Below are 16,006 nucleotides of genomic sequence, written 5' to 3' on the forward strand. Positions count from 1 at the left end.
ATCGACAGGTGGCCTCCGACCGGCCGACCAGCCGGTCGGAGGCCACCGGTAACCACCAACCCCACACCACCGCGGCACCCCCGCCACGACCCCGGCGCACCCTCGCCGGCCTGGCACCAGCAGTCAGGAAGGAACACACACCACCATGTCTGTACTCCACACGACGTTCGGCCGGCGGATCTCGTCGGCCGGCTCCGCGCTGCTCATGGTGGCTGCCGCCGGTGCGATCGCCGTCGCCGGCAGCCCCACACCCGCCGCGGCCGTCATCAACGCCGCGGACTACCAACAGGTCACCCTGGCCAAGGGGCTCGCCGAGATGGGCGAGCCGATGAGCCTCGCGGTGCTGCCCGACCGCTCGGTGCTGCACACCGCCCGCAACGGCACGCTGCGGCGTACCGACGCGGCCGGCAACACCGCCGTGATCGGCACCCTCGCCGTCTACTCGCACGACGAGGACGGGCTCCAAGGCGTCGGGGTGGACCCGAACTTCACGTCCAACCGGCACATCTACCTCTACTACGCCCCGCCACTGAGCACACCCGGCGGGGACGCCCCGGGCACCGGCACCAACTGGTCCTCCTGGCAGGGCGTCAACCGGCTCTCGCGGTTCACCCTCAACTCCGACTGGAGCCTCAACCGGACCAGCGAGGTGACCATCCTCGACGTGGCGGCCGACCGAGGCCAGTGTTGCCACGCCGGTGGGGACATCGACTTCGACGCCGCGGGCAACCTCTACCTGTCCACCGGCGACGACACCAACCCCTTCGAGTCGGCCGGGTACTCGCCGATCGACGAACGGACCAACCGCAACCCGGCGTACGACGCGCAGCGCAGCGCCGCCAACAGCAACGACCTGCGCGGCAAGATCCTCCGGATCAAGGTCAACGCCAACGGGACGTACTCGATCCCGGCCGGCAACATGTTCGCCCCCGGCACGGCGCGGACCCGTCCGGAGATCTACGCGATGGGATTCCGCAACCCGTTCCGGATGAGCGTCGACAAGGCCACCGGAGTCGTCTACGTCGGTGACTACGGCCCGGACGCCGGGGTCACCAGCAACCGGGGACCAAGTGGGCAGGTCGAGTTCAACCGGGTCACCGGGCCCGGCTTCTACGGCTGGCCGTACTGCACCGGCACCAACACCAGCAGCGAGACCTACGCGGAGTGGGACTTCAGCAGCAACTCCGCCGGCCCCAGGTACAACTGCACCGGCGGCCCGACGAACAACTCGTTCCGCAACACCGGCCTGTCCACCCTGCCCGGGGCGAAACCGGCCTGGATCAGGTACGCGGGCGACGCCGGCAGCCCGTCGGAGTTCGGCGGCGGCTCCGAGTCACCGATGGCCGGGCCGGTCTACCGGTACGACCCGAACAACCCCTCCACCACCAAGTTCCCGCAGTCGCTGCACGGGCAGTTCTTCGCCGGGGAGTTCGGCCGAGGCTGGATCAAGCCGATCCAGATCAACGCCGACGGATCCCGGGGCGCCATCGACAACTTTCCCTGGGTCGGCAAGCAGGTCATGGACATGGCCTTCGGTCCGGACGGCGCGCTGTACGTGCTCGACTACGGCACCGGCTTCTACAACGGCGACGCCAACTCGGCGCTGTACCGCTTCGACTACGTCGGTCCCGCCGGCAACCGCGCGCCGACCGCCGTGGCCAGCGCCGACAAGACCTCCGGCCAGGCCCCGCTGACGGTGAACTTCTCCTCGGCCGGATCGTCGGACCCGGAGGGCGGGGCGCTGACCCACTCGTGGAACTTCGGCGACGGCACCACCTCGACCGCGGCGAACCCGAGCAAGACGTACGCCACGAACGGCACCTACAACGTCACGCTCACCGTCCGGGACCCGCAGGGCGCCACCGGCACCGCCAACGTGCAGATCGGCGTCGGCAACACCGCCCCGACGGTGACCATCACCAGCCCGGTCAACGGCACGCTCTTCTCCTACGGCGACACGGTGCCGTACACCATCACCGTCAGCGACCCGGAGGACGCGGCGATCGACTGCGCCCGGGTCAAACTGACCTACGTGCTCGGCCACGACCAGCACGGCCACTCGATCACCTCGAAGAACGGCTGCTCCGGCTCGATCACCATCCCGGTCGACGGTGAACACGACGACGCGGCGAACATCTTCGGCGTCTTCGACGCCGAGTACACCGACAACGGCGGGTTGACCACCCACAAGCAGCACACCCTCCAGCCACGCAAGCGGCAGGCGGAGCACTACAAGACCTCCTCCGGCGTCGCGACCTTCGGCAAGGCCACCGCCGAGGGCGGCACCACGGTCGGCAACATCGAGAACGGCGACTGGATCGCGTTCGAACCGTACCGGCTCGACAACGCCACCTCGTTCACCGCCCGCGTCTCCTCCGCCGGCTCCGGCGGCACCCTCCAGCTGCGGGCCGGCTCCCCCACCGGCACCGTGCTCGGCTCGGCGACGGTGCCGAACACCGGTGGCTGGGAGACCTTCACCACCGTCACCGGCAACCTGACCGGAGCGCCGGCCGGCACCACCACGCTCTACCTGACCTTCGCCGGCGGCACCGGTTTCCTCTACGACGTCGACACGTTCACCATCAACACCGGTACCACGACACCGCCGCCGACCGGGGTGGGGCGGATCCTCGGGCTCGGCGGCAAGTGCCTGACCGTGTCGAACGGCTCCAGCGCCGACGGCACCCAGATCCAGATCTCCACCTGCACCGGCGGCACCAACCAGCAGTGGACGGTGACCCCCAACAGCACCATCAAGGCCCTCAACAAGTGCCTGGACATCAACGGCAACTCCTCGGCCGACGGCACCAAGATCCAGTTGTGGACCTGCAACGGCGGGCCCAACCAGAACTGGTCGACACAGACCGACGGCTCGCTGCGCAACCCGCAGACCGCCAAGTGCCTGGACGTCTCCGGCAACAACTCCGCCGACGGCACCATCGTGCACCTGTGGAGCTGCAACGGCGGCGCCAACCAGAAGTGGACCCTGCCCTGACCCGTCAGCAACGGTGGCCCCTGTCGACGTCCGAGGCGCGGCAGGGGCCACCACCTCATCCCGTTCCATGAGAGGGCGACCATGCGAAGACTCATCAGATCCACTCTCGGCGCGGCCACCACAGTCCTGGCGGCTCTCGCCCTGACCACCATCGCCACCCCGGCCAGCGCCGCCGACGCCCCGTACGACGTGCTGGTCTTCTCCAAGACCGCCGGCTTCCGGCACGACGCCATCCCGGTGGGCATCCAGACCGTCCGGGATCTCGGCGCGGCGAACAACTTCACCGTCACCGCCACCGAGGACGCCGCCCAGTTCAACACCACCAACCTCGCCCGATTCGAGGCGGTGATCTTCCTCAACACCACCGGCGACGTGCTCAACAGCAGCCAGCAGACCGCCTTCGAGTCGTACGTCAACGGCGGTGGCGGCTACGTCGGCGTGCACTCCGCGTCCGACACCGAGTACGACTGGCCCTTCTACGGCAACCTGGTGGGCGCGTACTTCTCCTCGCACCCGGCGATCCAGCAGGCCACCGTGCGGATGGAGAACCGGGCCCACCCCAGCACGGCGCACCTGTCGCAGAGCTGGACCCGCACCGACGAGTGGTACAACTTCCGGTCCAACCCCCGCTCGACGGCCCGGGTGCTGGCCACCCTGGACGAGTCGTCGTACTCCGGTGGGTCGATGGGCGGCGACCACCCGATCGCCTGGTGCAAGACGGTCAGCGGCGGCCGGTCGTTCTACACCGCCGGTGGGCACACCCAGGCGTCGTACTCCGAGCCGGCGTTCCGGGCACATCTGCTGGGCGGCATCCGGTACGCGGCCGGCCGCGCCAAGGCCGACTGCCGTCCGGAGACGGGCTACACCGCCCTCTACAACGGCTCGACCACCGGCTGGTCCCAGGCCGGGCCGGGCGGCTTCACCAACTCCGACGCCACCCTCACCTCGTTCGGTGGCATGGGCATGCTCTGGTACAGCGCCAAGCAGTTCGCCCCAAGCTACTCGCTCAAGCTGGACTGGAAGATTGCCGGCGACCACAACTCGGGGGTGATCGTCGGCTTCCCCGCGACGAACGACCCCAACGCCGCCCTGAACACCGGCTACGAGGTGCAGATCGACGCCACCGACGCGGTGGACCGCACGACCGGCTCGATCTACGCCGTCAAGGCCCCCGACACGGCGGCCCGGGATGCCGCGCTCAACCCGCCGGGCGAGTGGAACACCTTCGAGCTACTGGTCGAGGGGGAACGACTCCAGGTCTTCCTGAACGGCCTCAGGATCAACGACTTCACCAACACCGACCCGAACCGGCAGCTCGACGGCCACATCGGCATCCAGAACCACGGTACGGGCGACGAGGTCAACTATCGCAACATCCGGATCAAGGAGCTGGGCGGCACCACCCCGCCGCCGAGCGGTGACGTCACGGTGCAGGCCGAGTCGTACGTCTCGGGCAGCGGGGTCAGCCGGTTCTCCAAGGCTGCCGCGATCGGCGGGCAGGTCGTCGGCAACATCGAGAACGGCGACTGGGTCGGCTACCAGGCCCTGCCCCTGACCGGGGCGACCTCGCTGCGGGCGCGGGTCGCGTCCGCCGGCTCCGGTGGCACCCTCCAGGTCCGGAGTGGTTCTGCCAGCGGCCCGCTCCTCGGTCAGGTCGCGGTGCCGGTGACCGGCGGCTGGGAGACGTTCACCTCCGTCACCGCCACCCTCGCCGGGGTCCCGTCGGGCACGCAGCCCCTCTACCTGACCTTCGCCGGTGGCCAAGGGTTCCTCTACGACGTGGACGAGTTCACCCTGCTCAAGTCGGGCACCCCACCGCCCACGACGGGGGTCGGGCGGATCGTCGGGCTCGGCGGCAAATGCCTCGCCGTACCCAACGGCTCGACCACCGACGGCACCCAGATCCAGATCTCCACCTGCACCGGCGGCACCAACCAGCAGTGGACGGTGACCCCCAACAGCACCATCAAGGCGCTGAACAAGTGCCTTGACGTCAACGGCAACTCCTCGGCCGACGGCACCAGGATCCAACTCTGGACCTGCAACGGCGGACCCAACCAGAACTGGTCCGCCCAAACCGACGGCTCACTACGCAACCCACAGACCGCCAAGTGCCTGGACGTCTCCGGCAACAGCTCCGCCGACGGCCAGCCAGTCCACCTGTGGAGCTGCCACGGCGGCGCCAACCAGAAATGGACCCTGCCCTGACCCGCTGAGAACACGGTCCCCTCGCCGTCGTGGTCACGGCGGCGAGGGGCCGCGGTCCACTCCGGTGGGCGAACCGCCGCCACCGCACCGGACGGGCCTGGTCGGGGCCGACGCCCGCGTTTCCCTATCCGGGCGGTGGCGCCGCGAGCAGCCGGGCCGCCGCCAGCGCGGCCCAGAGGCCGTCCGGCACGCCGGCCGACGACCGGCGCACGGCCTCGGCCGCCTGAGAGCCGTCGCGGACACCGACCACGGTCGAGACCACCGCCGGGTGCCGGCGGACGAAGGCGAGCGCCGCCTGCGGCAGGGTGGCGCCGTAGGTCTCACAGACCGCGGCGATCCGCCGCGCCCGCTCGATCAACTCCCCCGGGGCCTGCCGGTAGTCGTAGAGCGCGTCGGCCGGCGGCCGGTCCCGGGACAGCAGCCCCGAGTTGTAGACACCCGCGATCACCACGCCCACCCCACGACTCTCGGCAGCGGGCAGCAGGTCGTCGGCCGCGCCCTGTTCGAGCAGCGTGTACCGCCCGGCGCACATCACCACGTCGATGTCGGCCTCCGACACGAACCGAGCCAGCATCGCCGACTGGTTCATGCCGGCACCGATGGCACCCACGACGCCCTGATCGCGCAGTTCGACCAGGGCGGGCACGGCCTCGTTCGCCGCCTGTGCCCAGTGGTCGTCCGGGTCGTGCAGGTAGACGATGTCGATTCGGTCCAGGCCCGTTCGATCGAGGCTCGCCTCGATCGAACGGCGGACACCATCACGGCTGAAGTCCCACACCCGCCGGTGGCTGGCGGGAACATCGAACCCGTCGGTATCCCGCAGGTGCGCGTCCTCCGGCGACGGCACCAGGAGCCGCCCGACCTTCGTGGACACCACGTACTCGTCGCGCGGCCGGTGCCGTAGCGCGGTCCCCAGCCGCCGCTCGGACAGCCCGAGCCCGTAGTGCGGCGCGGTGTCGAAATACCGGACACCCGCCTCCCACGCGGTGTCGACCGCCGTGGCGAACTCCTCGTCGGTGGTCACCCGGTGCAGGTTGCCGCCCTGCGCCGCGCCAAAGCCCAGCTCGGTGAGGCGTACCGCCGGACGACGCGGCAGCGGTCGCGCCCTCACGACGCACCCAACCGGTAGACACGCCGCGCCGTCTGCCCCCAGATCGGCGCCCGGTCGGCCCGTTCGGGGCCGCCCAGCAACTCTGCCAGGACCTCGACCCACCGCAGGTACGAGGTGGCGAGCAGACACACCGGCCAGTCCGAACCGAACATCAGCCGGTCCGGCCCGAAGACGTCCAGCGCCTGGTCCACGGCCGGTCGCAGGTCATCCGGCGTCCATGGCGACCGCTGCACCTCGGTCACCAGGCCGGAGAGCTTCGCTGTCGTGTTGGGCGAGGCCGCCAGCCTGCGCAGGTCCCGGGTCCAGTCCGCCAGCTCCGGACGGCCCAGCGCGGGCTTGCCCAGATGGTCGAGGACGAACCGCACCTCGGGCAGCTCGCGCGTCAGGCGGCTGGCCATGGCTAGCTGGTGTTGACGGACCAGCAGGTCGAAGACGAGACCGGCGGCTCCCACCGCCACGATCCCCCGGCGGACGTCCGGACGGTCCAGGTAGGCCGGGTCGGCCTCGCCCTGCACCAGGTGGCGGATCCCGACGAGCCGGTCTCCGCCCGGTGCCGCCCGCAGCCGGTCGATGCGGTCGGTGACGTCCCGGGCCGTCAGGTCCACCCAGCCGACAACCCCAAGGACGACGCTGTCCTCGGCCGCGACGCCCAGCAGGTCCACGGTCTCCGCCGCCGAGGCGATGGACTGCACCACGACTGTGCCGGTGACGCCGGCGGCGCGGGCCAGCGGCGCGAGGTCGGCAGGGGTGAAGTCGGCGTCGATGGCCGCCATGGTCACCGGGTCGATCCACGGCTGCGGGTGCCGTGACCGCACCCACAGGTGGTGGTGCGCGTCGATGATCCCGCCCGGTCCGGGCATCTGCTCGCCCGTCATCGGCCCAGCCAGCCGCCGTCGACGGGCAGCACGATCCCGTTGACGTAGTCCGACGCCGCCGACGCCAGGAACACCGTGGCACCGCCGAGGTCGTCGGCACGACCCCAACGGCCGGCCGGGATGCGGGTGACGATCGCCTGTGCCCGGTCGGGGTCGTCGCGTAGCGCCTGGGTGTTGTCGGTGGCTATGTAGCCGGGCGCGATGGCGTTGACGTTCACCCCGTGGGCCGCCCACTCGTTGGCCAGCGCCCTGGTGAGACCGGCCACCCCCGACTTCGACGCGGCATAGCCGGGGACGGTGATGCCACCCTGGAAGCTCAGCAGCGACGCGGTGAAGATCACCTTCCCCTGACCACGCTCGACCATGGTGCGACCGATTTCGCGGCTCAGCACGAACTGGCTGCTCAGGTTGACCTCGATCACGCGGTCCCACATCTCGTCGGAGTGCTCGGCGGCCGGGGCACGGGCGATCGTGCCGCCGTTGTTCACCAGGATGTCGACGGGCCCGAGCGCGGTGATGTCGCGGGCCAACCGGTGCACGGCCGCCCGGTCCGCGAGATCCGCCCGCAGCGCGGTGAACCGGCGGCCGGCGGCCCGCACCCGGCGTTCCACCTCGCTGCCGTTCGATTCGAGTTGGGCGGAGACGCCGACGACGTCGGCGCCGGCCCCGGCCAGCGCCTCGGCCATGGCCAGGCCGATGCCGCGCCGGGCACCGGTCACCACGGCGGTCCGTCCGGACAGGTCGAACATGCTCGTCACCGGAGGTCCTCCCGCAGGTCGAGCAGCACCTTCATCACACCGCCGCCCGCCAACGCGTCGAACGCGGCGGCCACCGCCTCCACCGGCTCGACCCGGGAGATGAGCTGTCGCGCCGGGATAACGCCGGAGGCGACCAGCCGGATCGCCTCCGCCATGTCGTCGCGCTGGTACAGGCGAGCACCGAGCAGCTCCAGTTCACGCCAGAAGAACCGGTGCAGGTTGACCTCCCGAGGCTGGGGGTGGATCGCCACCAACACCAGCCGGCCGCGGGTGGTGAGCACGTCGACCGCCGTCGCGACTCCGGCGGCGGAGCCGGAGACCTCGAAGGCGACGTCGGCGCCCGCGCCGGCGGTGCGGTCGTCGACCAGCGCCACGACGTCGGTCTTACCCGGGTCGACGGCCTCGATTCCGATCTCCCCCGCCAACGCGCGCCGGAACGCGTCCGGCTCGACGAGGAGTACCCGCGCACCCCGGCCCTGGGCGACCACGGCGATGAGCACTCCGACCGGCCCGCCGCCGACCACGACCACCTGCTCGTCGGCGGTCACGTTTGCCCGTCGCACGTCGTGCACCGCCACGGCGACCGGCTCGACGAGCGCCGCGTGGTCGAGCGGCAACCCCGCGGGCAGCGGCAGGACCAGCTCCGCCGGCACGTTCCAGAGGGACTGCATGGCGCCGGGCGAGTCGATGCCGAGGAAGTTCATGGCGTGGCAGATGTGGGAGTTGCCGTTCCGGCAGGCCGCGCACCGCCCGCACGCCCGGGTCGGCATCACGGTGACGGCCTGGCCGACGGACCAGCCGGTGGCGCCCTCGCCGACGGCGGCGATCCGCCCGGACATCTCGTGCCCGATGATCGCGGCGGCGCCGACCCGGGCGTCCATGTCGCCATGGTAGATGTGCAGGTCGGTACCGCAGATCCCGGTGTAGGCGACCGCGATCCGCAGCTCGCCGTGACCCGGTGGTTGCGGATCACGTTCCTCGATCCCGAGGTGCCGCGCACCCCGGTAGACCACTGCCTTCATCGATCCTCCGTCTCGACGGTCGGTACGCCGGTCCTACCCACCGGGTGTGACCGTGGTACGTCCCCGTTCAGTGGCCCGCGGTGGGCGACACCTCGTTGTGGGAGTTCAGCCGCGCGACGGGGAGTTGCCGCGCGGGGTCGACGCCGACCTCGGCCAGCAGCCGCCGCCCGGCCCGCTCCGGCCGGACGTTGGGGCTCTCGGACGAATGCGCCGCCGATCGCCGGATGGCCGACCGGATGCGGTCCTCGTCGACCCGGACGCCCAGCCCGGGCGAATCGCCGAGGATGAACGCACCGTCCTCGACATGCAGGTCGACGGAGAGGCCGACCGGTGGATGCAGGTCCTGCAACTCGCTGGTCAGGTGGTTCGGCACCGAGGTCGCGGCATGCAGCAGGCCGACCGGGCTGTTGCCGATCGGGCTCACCGGCAGGTCGTGGGCGTGCGCCAGGGCTGATGCCCGCAGGAAGTGGGTGACTCCCCAGACGGCCGCCATCTGGACGATGTCGACCGCGCCGGCGGCGATCAGCGGACGATACTGTTCGAGCCCCGTCAGGTTCTCCCCGGTGGCCACCGAAGCGCGGACCCCTCGGCCGACCGCCGCGAGGCCCTCGGCGTCCCAGCGCCGGACGGGCTCCTCGATCCAGATGAGGTCCAGGGTGCGTTCGATCTCGCAGACGTGCCGGACGGCCTGCTTGCGGGTCCAGACCTCGTTCACGTCGAGCATCAGACCGGGCCGCAGTCCGTGCCCGGCCTCGGTCAGCAGCTCCCTGACCAGGCCGAGGCGGCGTCGGTCGTGCTCGATGTCCAGGCCGCCCTTGAGCTTGGCCGCCCGTAGGCCGTGCCGGGCATAGACCTCGTACGTCGAGACGAGTTCGTCGTCGCTCAGCCCGATGTCGAGGCCGGAGGCGTACGCGGGAACCCGCCGGTCGCGCCCGCCCAGCAGCCGCCACAGCGGCTCGCCGGCGGCCTGCGCCTTGATGTCCCACAGCGCGGTGTCGAGGGCGCCGATGGTGCCGAACACCGGACCGGCGTGGCCCGCCTTGAACGTGTGCCGCAGCATGCGGTCGTAGAGGGTGGTCACGGCGCGGGGGTCCTCACCGTCGATGGCCGCGAAGATCCGCTCGATCTCGACGTACGGCCCGAGACCAACCCCCGAGATGCCCTCGTCGGTCTCGACGATGACGATCGACACCGGGACCACCCCGTCGGCGTAGACGCCGTTGGCGTCGCCGACCGGCCGTCCCCATTCCTGGACGGTGGTCAGTGTCCGATATCCGGTGATCCGCATGTCAGCCCTTCGTGGAACCGGCGGCGACGCCGTCGGCGATCTGGCGCTGGAGAAAGAGGTAGACCACCAGGACGGGTATCGCGGCGATCAGCACTCCTGAGGCGAAGGTGGGGATGTCGTCCGAGTACTGCCCCCGCAGCGAGGTCACGCCGACCATGAGCGTCCGATGGTCGGCCGAGGGCATCATCACCAGCGACATGAGGACGTCGTTCCAGCAGAACAGGGCGTTGAGGATGCCGACCGACAGCAGCGCCGGAGTGCCCAGGGGCAGCATGATCCGGCGGTACACGCCGTACACACTGTTGCCGTCGATCCTGGCCGCGTCGACGATCTCCGACGGAATGGTCTTGTAGTAGCTCGTCATCAGGAAAACGGTGAAGGGCAGGAACTGCGCCACGTAGACGAGGATCAACCCGGGATAGGTGTCGATGAGTCCACTGTCGGCCATGGTCCGGGCGAGTGGCACCATGATCACCTGGAACGGGACGAACAACCCCGCCAGGCACGCCAGGAAGAGCGCCGACGAGCCACGGAACCGCAGCTGACTCAGGGCGAAGCCGGCCATCGACCCGAACAGCAGCAGCAGTGCCACCGAGCACGTCACCACGAGCACCGAGTTGACGAAGTAGCGACCCATGCCGACGCTGTTCCACGCCGTGCTGATGTTCTCGAAGCGGAGGGCGTCGGTGAGGGAGAACCGGTCGAGGATGTAGTCGCGCCGCGTCTTCATCGCGACATTGACGGTGAACAGCAGGGGGTAGATCGTCGCCAGCGCGAGCAGCGACATCGGGATGGCGACCACCCACCGGCCCAGCGGAACGCGAGACATCAGGCCTCCTTCCCCGCGCGCCTGAGCAGGTTGATCTGCAGCAGCCCCACGACGAGCATGATCACGAAAAGGACGGTCGACGCGGCCGACGCGAGGGCCGGCCGGTTCATCTGTCCCTGCTGGATCCAGATGTAGTACTCCGGCAGGTAGGTAGACCCCTCCGGGCCGCCGCTGGTCATGACGAAGAGCAGACCGAACATGGAGGTCAACATGCCGATCATGGTGGTCACGAAGACGAACTGGATGGTGCGGGTCAGGCTGGGGATGATCACGTGCCAGATGACCTGGGGCAGTGACGCACCGTCCACCCGGGCGGCATCCAGCAACGCGGAGTCCAGGGTGGCGAACCCGGCGAGGAAGACCACCAGGGCCATCCCGAAGGTGGCCCAGATGTGCACGCCGACCACGATGAACATCGCCAGGTCCGGGTCGCCGAGCCAGTCCACCGGACTGACGCCGACCGACCCGAGCACGGCGTTGAGAGGGCCGTCGAAGGCGAGCAGCAGATTGAAGATCGCACCGACGATGACCGGGGAGAGCACTGCCGGGAAGAAGTAGACGCCGCGGTACAGCCGGTGGCCGGGCACCCGGAGGTAGATGAACGTCGCGAGCAGACCGGGGATCGCCACCGCCACCGGAAGCAGCAACACCAGCAGACCGACGTTGCCCAGCGCGGTCCGGAACAGCGGATCCTCGAACAGCTCCCGGTAGTTGTCGAGACCCACCGCCATTCCGTTGCGCGCACCGTCGCCGGTGAAGGAGAAGTTCACGCCGAGCAGCAGCGGATAGAGCCGCAGCACCACGATGATCAGGACGGCCGGAGCGACCAGGACGAGAGGGGCCAGGCGCTCGGACCAGACGCCGCCACCGGTACGCCGGGACCGGGCACCGCCACGGCGGACGGACGATCTGGCTACCGCCCCGTCGGTCCGTCCGGCCTGAGCCGGACGGACCGACGGCTGTACGTTTCCGATCGGCACGCGCTCAGCCCGCCTGGTCCGAGGCGGCCAACTGCTTCACCACCTCGTCGACGGTGACCGAACCACCGAGCAGTTGCTGGGAGAGCCGCCCCATCAGGTCCAGGGTCTTCGAGGAGAGCGCCACGTGCAGGGCGGGCTTGCCGCCCTTGATCTCGGAGACGATCGTGGCGACGGCCGGGCCACCCTGCGACACGTCGATCGTGGTGTCGGCGGCGATCGCACCCGCCTCGGCGTAGAAGGCCTTCAGCGCGTCGGTCGAGGTCAGGGAGCGCACCAGGTCGGCGGCCACCTTCGGGTCCTTCGTCCACCTGGCCACCCCGTAGCCGATGCCGCCGTCGTAGGGCAGGCTCGGGGTGGTCCCCGCGGTGACGACCGGAGCGTCCATGACGCCGAGCTTGTCGGCGGTCAGGAACTCGTTGAAGTCCTTCCAGTGCCCCACGTCCGACATCAGCCCGATGACGTGGGCGGCCTTACCGGACTGGAAGAGCGCGAAGGAGTCGTTGAACATCGCGGTCGAGTTGGCCCCGTCGTTGTTGAGACCGGCCTCGCCGGCCTCCTGCCAGAGCTGGAAGACACGCTTGACGTTGGGCGAACTCCAGTCTCGCTTCCCGGCGATCCAGTCGTCGTACTCCTGGGCGGTGAGGACGCCCGACGCCAGGCTCGAGAGCCAGAACTGGATGCCGACGCCCTCCTTGTTGCCGAGGGCGAAGCACTTGGCGCCGGCCCGGGCGATGGCGGCGCAGTCGGCGACGAACTCGCTCCACGTCGTGGCCGGGCTCGCCGGGTCCAGCCCAGCGCTCTCGTAGAGCGCCTTGTTGTAGTAGATGGGATGGCCCTGCAAGGTCACCGGGCCGGCGTAGATCCGGCCGTCCTTGGTGAACGCGTCCCAGCCGGCGAGCCGCTGCTTGTCCTCGGCGAGGTACTCGTCCAGTGGCGCCAGCGCGTCCACCCGGTCGCGGATCTGACCGCCGCCGTTGAACAGGATGACGTCCGGGCCCTTGCCGGACTGGATCGCCGCGCCGAGCAGCGTGTAGTACTGGTCGAACGGCTGTGCCACGAACTCGACCGTGACGTCGGGGTGCTTCTTCGCGAAGTCGGCCTTCGCCCTGTCGATGTACGGTGCCGCGGAAGCCTCACCGGACTTCCAGTCCCACACCACCAGCTTGCCCTCCGAGCCGCCCGAGGAGGAGCCGGGACCAGTGGCACTTCCACAGCCGGCCATTGCCAGTCCCACAACGAGGGCGGCAGACCATATCGCTCGCTTCTTCATCGTTGTTCACCTTCGAGAGGGGAGGGTGGCCGACGGACCGGCCGCCAGGCCATCGATAATCGGAACGTAACTCGTATGACGTATAACGTCAATACTCGGTCGTAGACTGGCCCACGGACGTCGTGCCGCGGCGAGCCACTCGGAGGGGGACATGACGCCATCGCAGGAGAAGGCCCTGAGCGCCTTGGCCACCCCGGCCTGGACGCGACGACCGACCAACCTCGCCCGAGCCGTCACCGCCGAGCTGGTGGAACGAATCGTCCGCGGGCTGCACCCCTCCGGGACGCCGCTACCGCCCGAGCCGATCCTCTGCGAGACCTTCGCCGTGAGCCGGACCGTGGTCCGCGAAGCGGTGAAGATCCTTCAGGAGAAGGGGCTGGTGCAGGTCCGCCAAGGTGCCGGCACCATGGTCACCCCGGAATCGATGTGGGACATGCTGGACGAACTCGTCCTCGCCGCCACCATCGCCCAGGACGACAGCCTCGCGATCCTCGATGACCTCGTCGTCACCCGGCGGCTGCTGGAGTCCGACATGGCGAACGTCGCCGCCCGCCTCGCCGACCAGGAGACCATCGACGGGCTACGGGCCCAGGTGGACCGGATGGACGAGCTCGTCGACGACCACATCACCTACCACGAGCACGACCGGGCCTACCACGACACCATCATGCAGACCTCCGGGAACCGCATCGCTCGCGGCGTCGTGCGGGCGCTGGAGAGTCAGGTCGTCAACACCGCCCGCTACATGGGCCGGACCGAACGCTCCCTGTGCGTGGCGTCCAACCGCGGACACCGACGCATCTACGAGCGCATCGCCGCCCACGACCCGGACGGCGCCGCCGAGGCGATGTTCACCCACATCACCGAGGCATGGCTGGTCCGGCGCAGCGGCTCGGGCAAGCCGGTTCGACTGAAGCGCTGACGTACGCGACCGGCAGTGCCCACTGCCGGGAAGTGGGCACTGCCGCCTGACCCGGGCGTCGGCCACGCCACCGCCCGAGGTCACGAGAACTGCGCGAAGAACCTCCAGATCTCACCCTTGGTCCAGGTCGTGATGCCGCTCTCGGCATATGTCCCGTCGACCGGGCCGGGCATGTGACCGTTGTCGAACGCGGCCCACTGCACCGGGTAGCCCGCCCGGCACCCCGAGTAGGCGGTGGTGATGTGGGTACGGCTGCCCGACCCCGGCTCAGGCGGGCTCTGGGCGGCGCATCCGTTGTTCCGGACGAACGTGTCGCGCAGCGAGCGCCCCTGGGAGATGCTGAGGACGTTGTCCGAGATGCCGTGCAGCCCGAAGTACGCGATGGGCTGCCTACCGCCGCTGCACCCACTGATCTGCGCGCCGGCGATGACCGCGACGGCCCGGAAGACATCGGCCCGCGCGCAGGCGAGGGCGTAGCTCATGCCGCCGCCCCAACTGAAGCCGAGCGCGAACCGCTGCCTCGGATTGACGCAGAGGTCACTCTCGATCCGCCGGATCATGTCGTCGACGAAGGTGACGTCCTCACCGCCGGCATTGCCCCAGCCGTTGCCGAGCCCCTGTGGCGCGACGAGGATCGCGCTGTTGTTGGACTGCTCCTGCTGCCCGTAGTAGGACCACGCGGTCCCACTGGTGCCACCGTTGGAGATCTCCTGCATGGTGCCGCCCCGCCAGTGGAACGCGAAGATCAGCCGGTAGGGATTGTTGTTGTTGTAGTTGGTTGGCACCCGCAGGATGAAGGAACGGCTCTTGCCGTTGCTCGAGATCGTGTGCGTACCACTGGACAGCGTCGGCGCCTTGCCGCATCCGCTCCCGCCCGTCGGCGGCGGGTTGCTGCCGCCGTCCGCGCGGACGAGCTGCCACTGCTGGTTGGCGCCGTTCCAGTCGGCGTACTGCACGATGTTCCCGCCGTCAGCCGTGGAGGCACCCTGCACCTCCACCACCTTGCCGCTGTGCCGGCTGATCAGCCGGACGTGGCCGCCGTCCGAGTCGGCGAGCCGGAACTGCTGGTTCGTCGAGTTGAAGTCGGACCACTGCACGATCGCGCCGCCGTCGGCGGTCGACCAGTTGTGCACGTCGAGCACCTTGCCCGAGTGGCGGGACTTCAGCCGGTAGTAGCCGCCTCCCGAGTCCACGAACTGCCACTGCTGGTTGGTGCCGTTGTTCCGCGTCCACTGGCTGATCCGAGCGCCGTCGTTGGTGGCCGCGGCGTACAGGTCCAACGCCTTGCCGCTGTTCCGGTTGACCAGGACGTACCAGGCGTTGGTGTCCACGGTGGCCGCCGCCGCGGGTGCCGCCTGCACCGCGACGAGCGCGCCGGCCGCCATGACCGCGGCCGCCGCCGCGGCCAACCCGGACCGCCAGCGATGTCTCCTTGGGGAGGCGGGACGAGCCTCACCGATGGCCTTCATGGTGCACTCCTTCGATCGGGGTCACCCACGAGCAGCACGCAGACGGGTGCCCTGGCGTGTGTGCCGGCGTCGGTGGTGGTGGCGTCAGCACGTGAGGTGTTGTGCGGGCGAGTTCCGGCCGGCGGTGCGCTGCCGCCGGCCATGCGAACGCACTGTCGCGATCGGCACGGGCCCGCGCAGATCGCGGCGGTGCATCGTCAGGCTCCCGGCAGCCACGTGACCCGCGAGTCAAAAGTTAGCGCTCACAACGTCATACGTCAAACGACTGGTATCGATCCG

12 protein-coding genes are annotated in these 16,006 nt (G+C 69.8%); 3 read left to right on the forward strand and 9 right to left on the reverse strand.

The annotated features are described in order from the left end of the window. Positions 1-145 precede the first annotated feature (145 nt). Together BMY89_RS14045 and BMY89_RS14050 are read left to right on the forward strand one after the other, a co-directional pair. Positions 146-2,995, forward strand: a complete 2,850-nt coding sequence (locus BMY89_RS14045) for a PQQ-dependent sugar dehydrogenase (RefSeq protein ID WP_092380243.1) — start codon at positions 146-148, stop codon at positions 2,993-2,995. 81 nt (positions 2,996-3,076) lie between these two features. Continuing rightward, complete coding sequence (locus tag BMY89_RS14050; RefSeq protein WP_092380245.1) at positions 3,077-5,203, forward strand: ThuA domain-containing protein; 2,127 nt, start codon at positions 3,077-3,079, stop codon at positions 5,201-5,203. A gap of 124 nt (positions 5,204-5,327) precedes the next feature. Here the strand turns inward: BMY89_RS14050 and BMY89_RS14055 are convergent, their stop codons facing one another. The 8 genes from BMY89_RS14055 to BMY89_RS14090 all read right to left on the reverse strand — a co-directional run bounded on the left by BMY89_RS14055 (position 5,328) and on the right by BMY89_RS14090 (position 13,336). Further along, positions 5,328-6,314 carry an aldo/keto reductase gene (locus tag BMY89_RS14055; protein ID WP_092380246.1) on the reverse strand — a complete coding sequence of 329 codons (987 nt, stop codon included), beginning with the start codon at positions 6,312-6,314 and terminating at the stop codon, positions 5,328-5,330. Then, positions 6,311-7,189, reverse strand: a complete 879-nt coding sequence (locus tag BMY89_RS14060) for an amidohydrolase family protein (protein WP_092380248.1) — start codon at positions 7,187-7,189, stop codon at positions 6,311-6,313. Before BMY89_RS14060 ends, BMY89_RS14055 begins: the two co-directional genes overlap by 4 nt. Further along, a complete protein-coding gene (locus tag BMY89_RS14065) occupies positions 7,186-7,938 on the reverse strand; it encodes an SDR family NAD(P)-dependent oxidoreductase (RefSeq protein ID WP_092380419.1) in 753 nt (250 codons plus the stop codon). The genes BMY89_RS14060 and BMY89_RS14065 overlap by 4 nt, the downstream gene beginning before the upstream one ends. A 5-nt stretch (positions 7,939-7,943) precedes the next feature. Next, positions 7,944-8,969: a zinc-dependent alcohol dehydrogenase gene (locus BMY89_RS14070; RefSeq protein ID WP_092380249.1), complete on the reverse strand. Its 1,026-nt coding sequence runs from the start codon at positions 8,967-8,969 to the stop codon at positions 7,944-7,946. 67 nt (positions 8,970-9,036) lie between these two features. Beyond that, on the reverse strand, positions 9,037-10,257 hold the full coding sequence (locus BMY89_RS14075; RefSeq protein ID WP_092380250.1) for a mandelate racemase/muconate lactonizing enzyme family protein: 1,221 nt from the start codon (positions 10,255-10,257) through the stop codon (positions 9,037-9,039). A 1-nt stretch (position 10,258) separates the two neighbouring features. Beyond that, entirely contained in the window at positions 10,259-11,086 is an 828-nt protein-coding gene (locus BMY89_RS14080) for a carbohydrate ABC transporter permease (RefSeq protein ID WP_092380252.1), read from the reverse strand. Further along, entirely contained in the window at positions 11,086-12,066 is a 981-nt protein-coding gene (locus tag BMY89_RS14085; RefSeq protein WP_170147651.1) for a carbohydrate ABC transporter permease, read from the reverse strand. The genes BMY89_RS14080 and BMY89_RS14085 overlap by 1 nt, the downstream gene beginning before the upstream one ends. A gap of 4 nt (positions 12,067-12,070) precedes the next feature. Continuing rightward, positions 12,071-13,336, reverse strand: a complete 1,266-nt coding sequence (locus tag BMY89_RS14090; protein WP_092380253.1) for an ABC transporter substrate-binding protein — start codon at positions 13,334-13,336, stop codon at positions 12,071-12,073. A 151-nt stretch (positions 13,337-13,487) separates the two neighbouring features. On the opposite strand from BMY89_RS14090, the gene BMY89_RS14095 reads away from it, so the two are divergent. After that, a complete protein-coding gene (locus tag BMY89_RS14095; protein ID WP_092380254.1) occupies positions 13,488-14,258 on the forward strand; it encodes a FadR/GntR family transcriptional regulator in 771 nt (256 codons plus the stop codon). An 80-nt stretch (positions 14,259-14,338) separates the two neighbouring features. Here the strand turns inward: BMY89_RS14095 and BMY89_RS14100 are convergent, their stop codons facing one another. Continuing rightward, on the reverse strand, positions 14,339-15,727 hold the full coding sequence (locus BMY89_RS14100; protein ID WP_092380256.1) for an RICIN domain-containing protein: 1,389 nt from the start codon (positions 15,725-15,727) through the stop codon (positions 14,339-14,341). Positions 15,728-16,006 lie beyond the last annotated feature (279 nt).

Origin of the sequence: Micromonospora phaseoli (genome assembly GCF_900109115.1) — a bacterium.
Lineage (GTDB): Bacteria > Actinomycetota > Actinomycetes > Mycobacteriales > Micromonosporaceae > Micromonospora > Micromonospora phaseoli.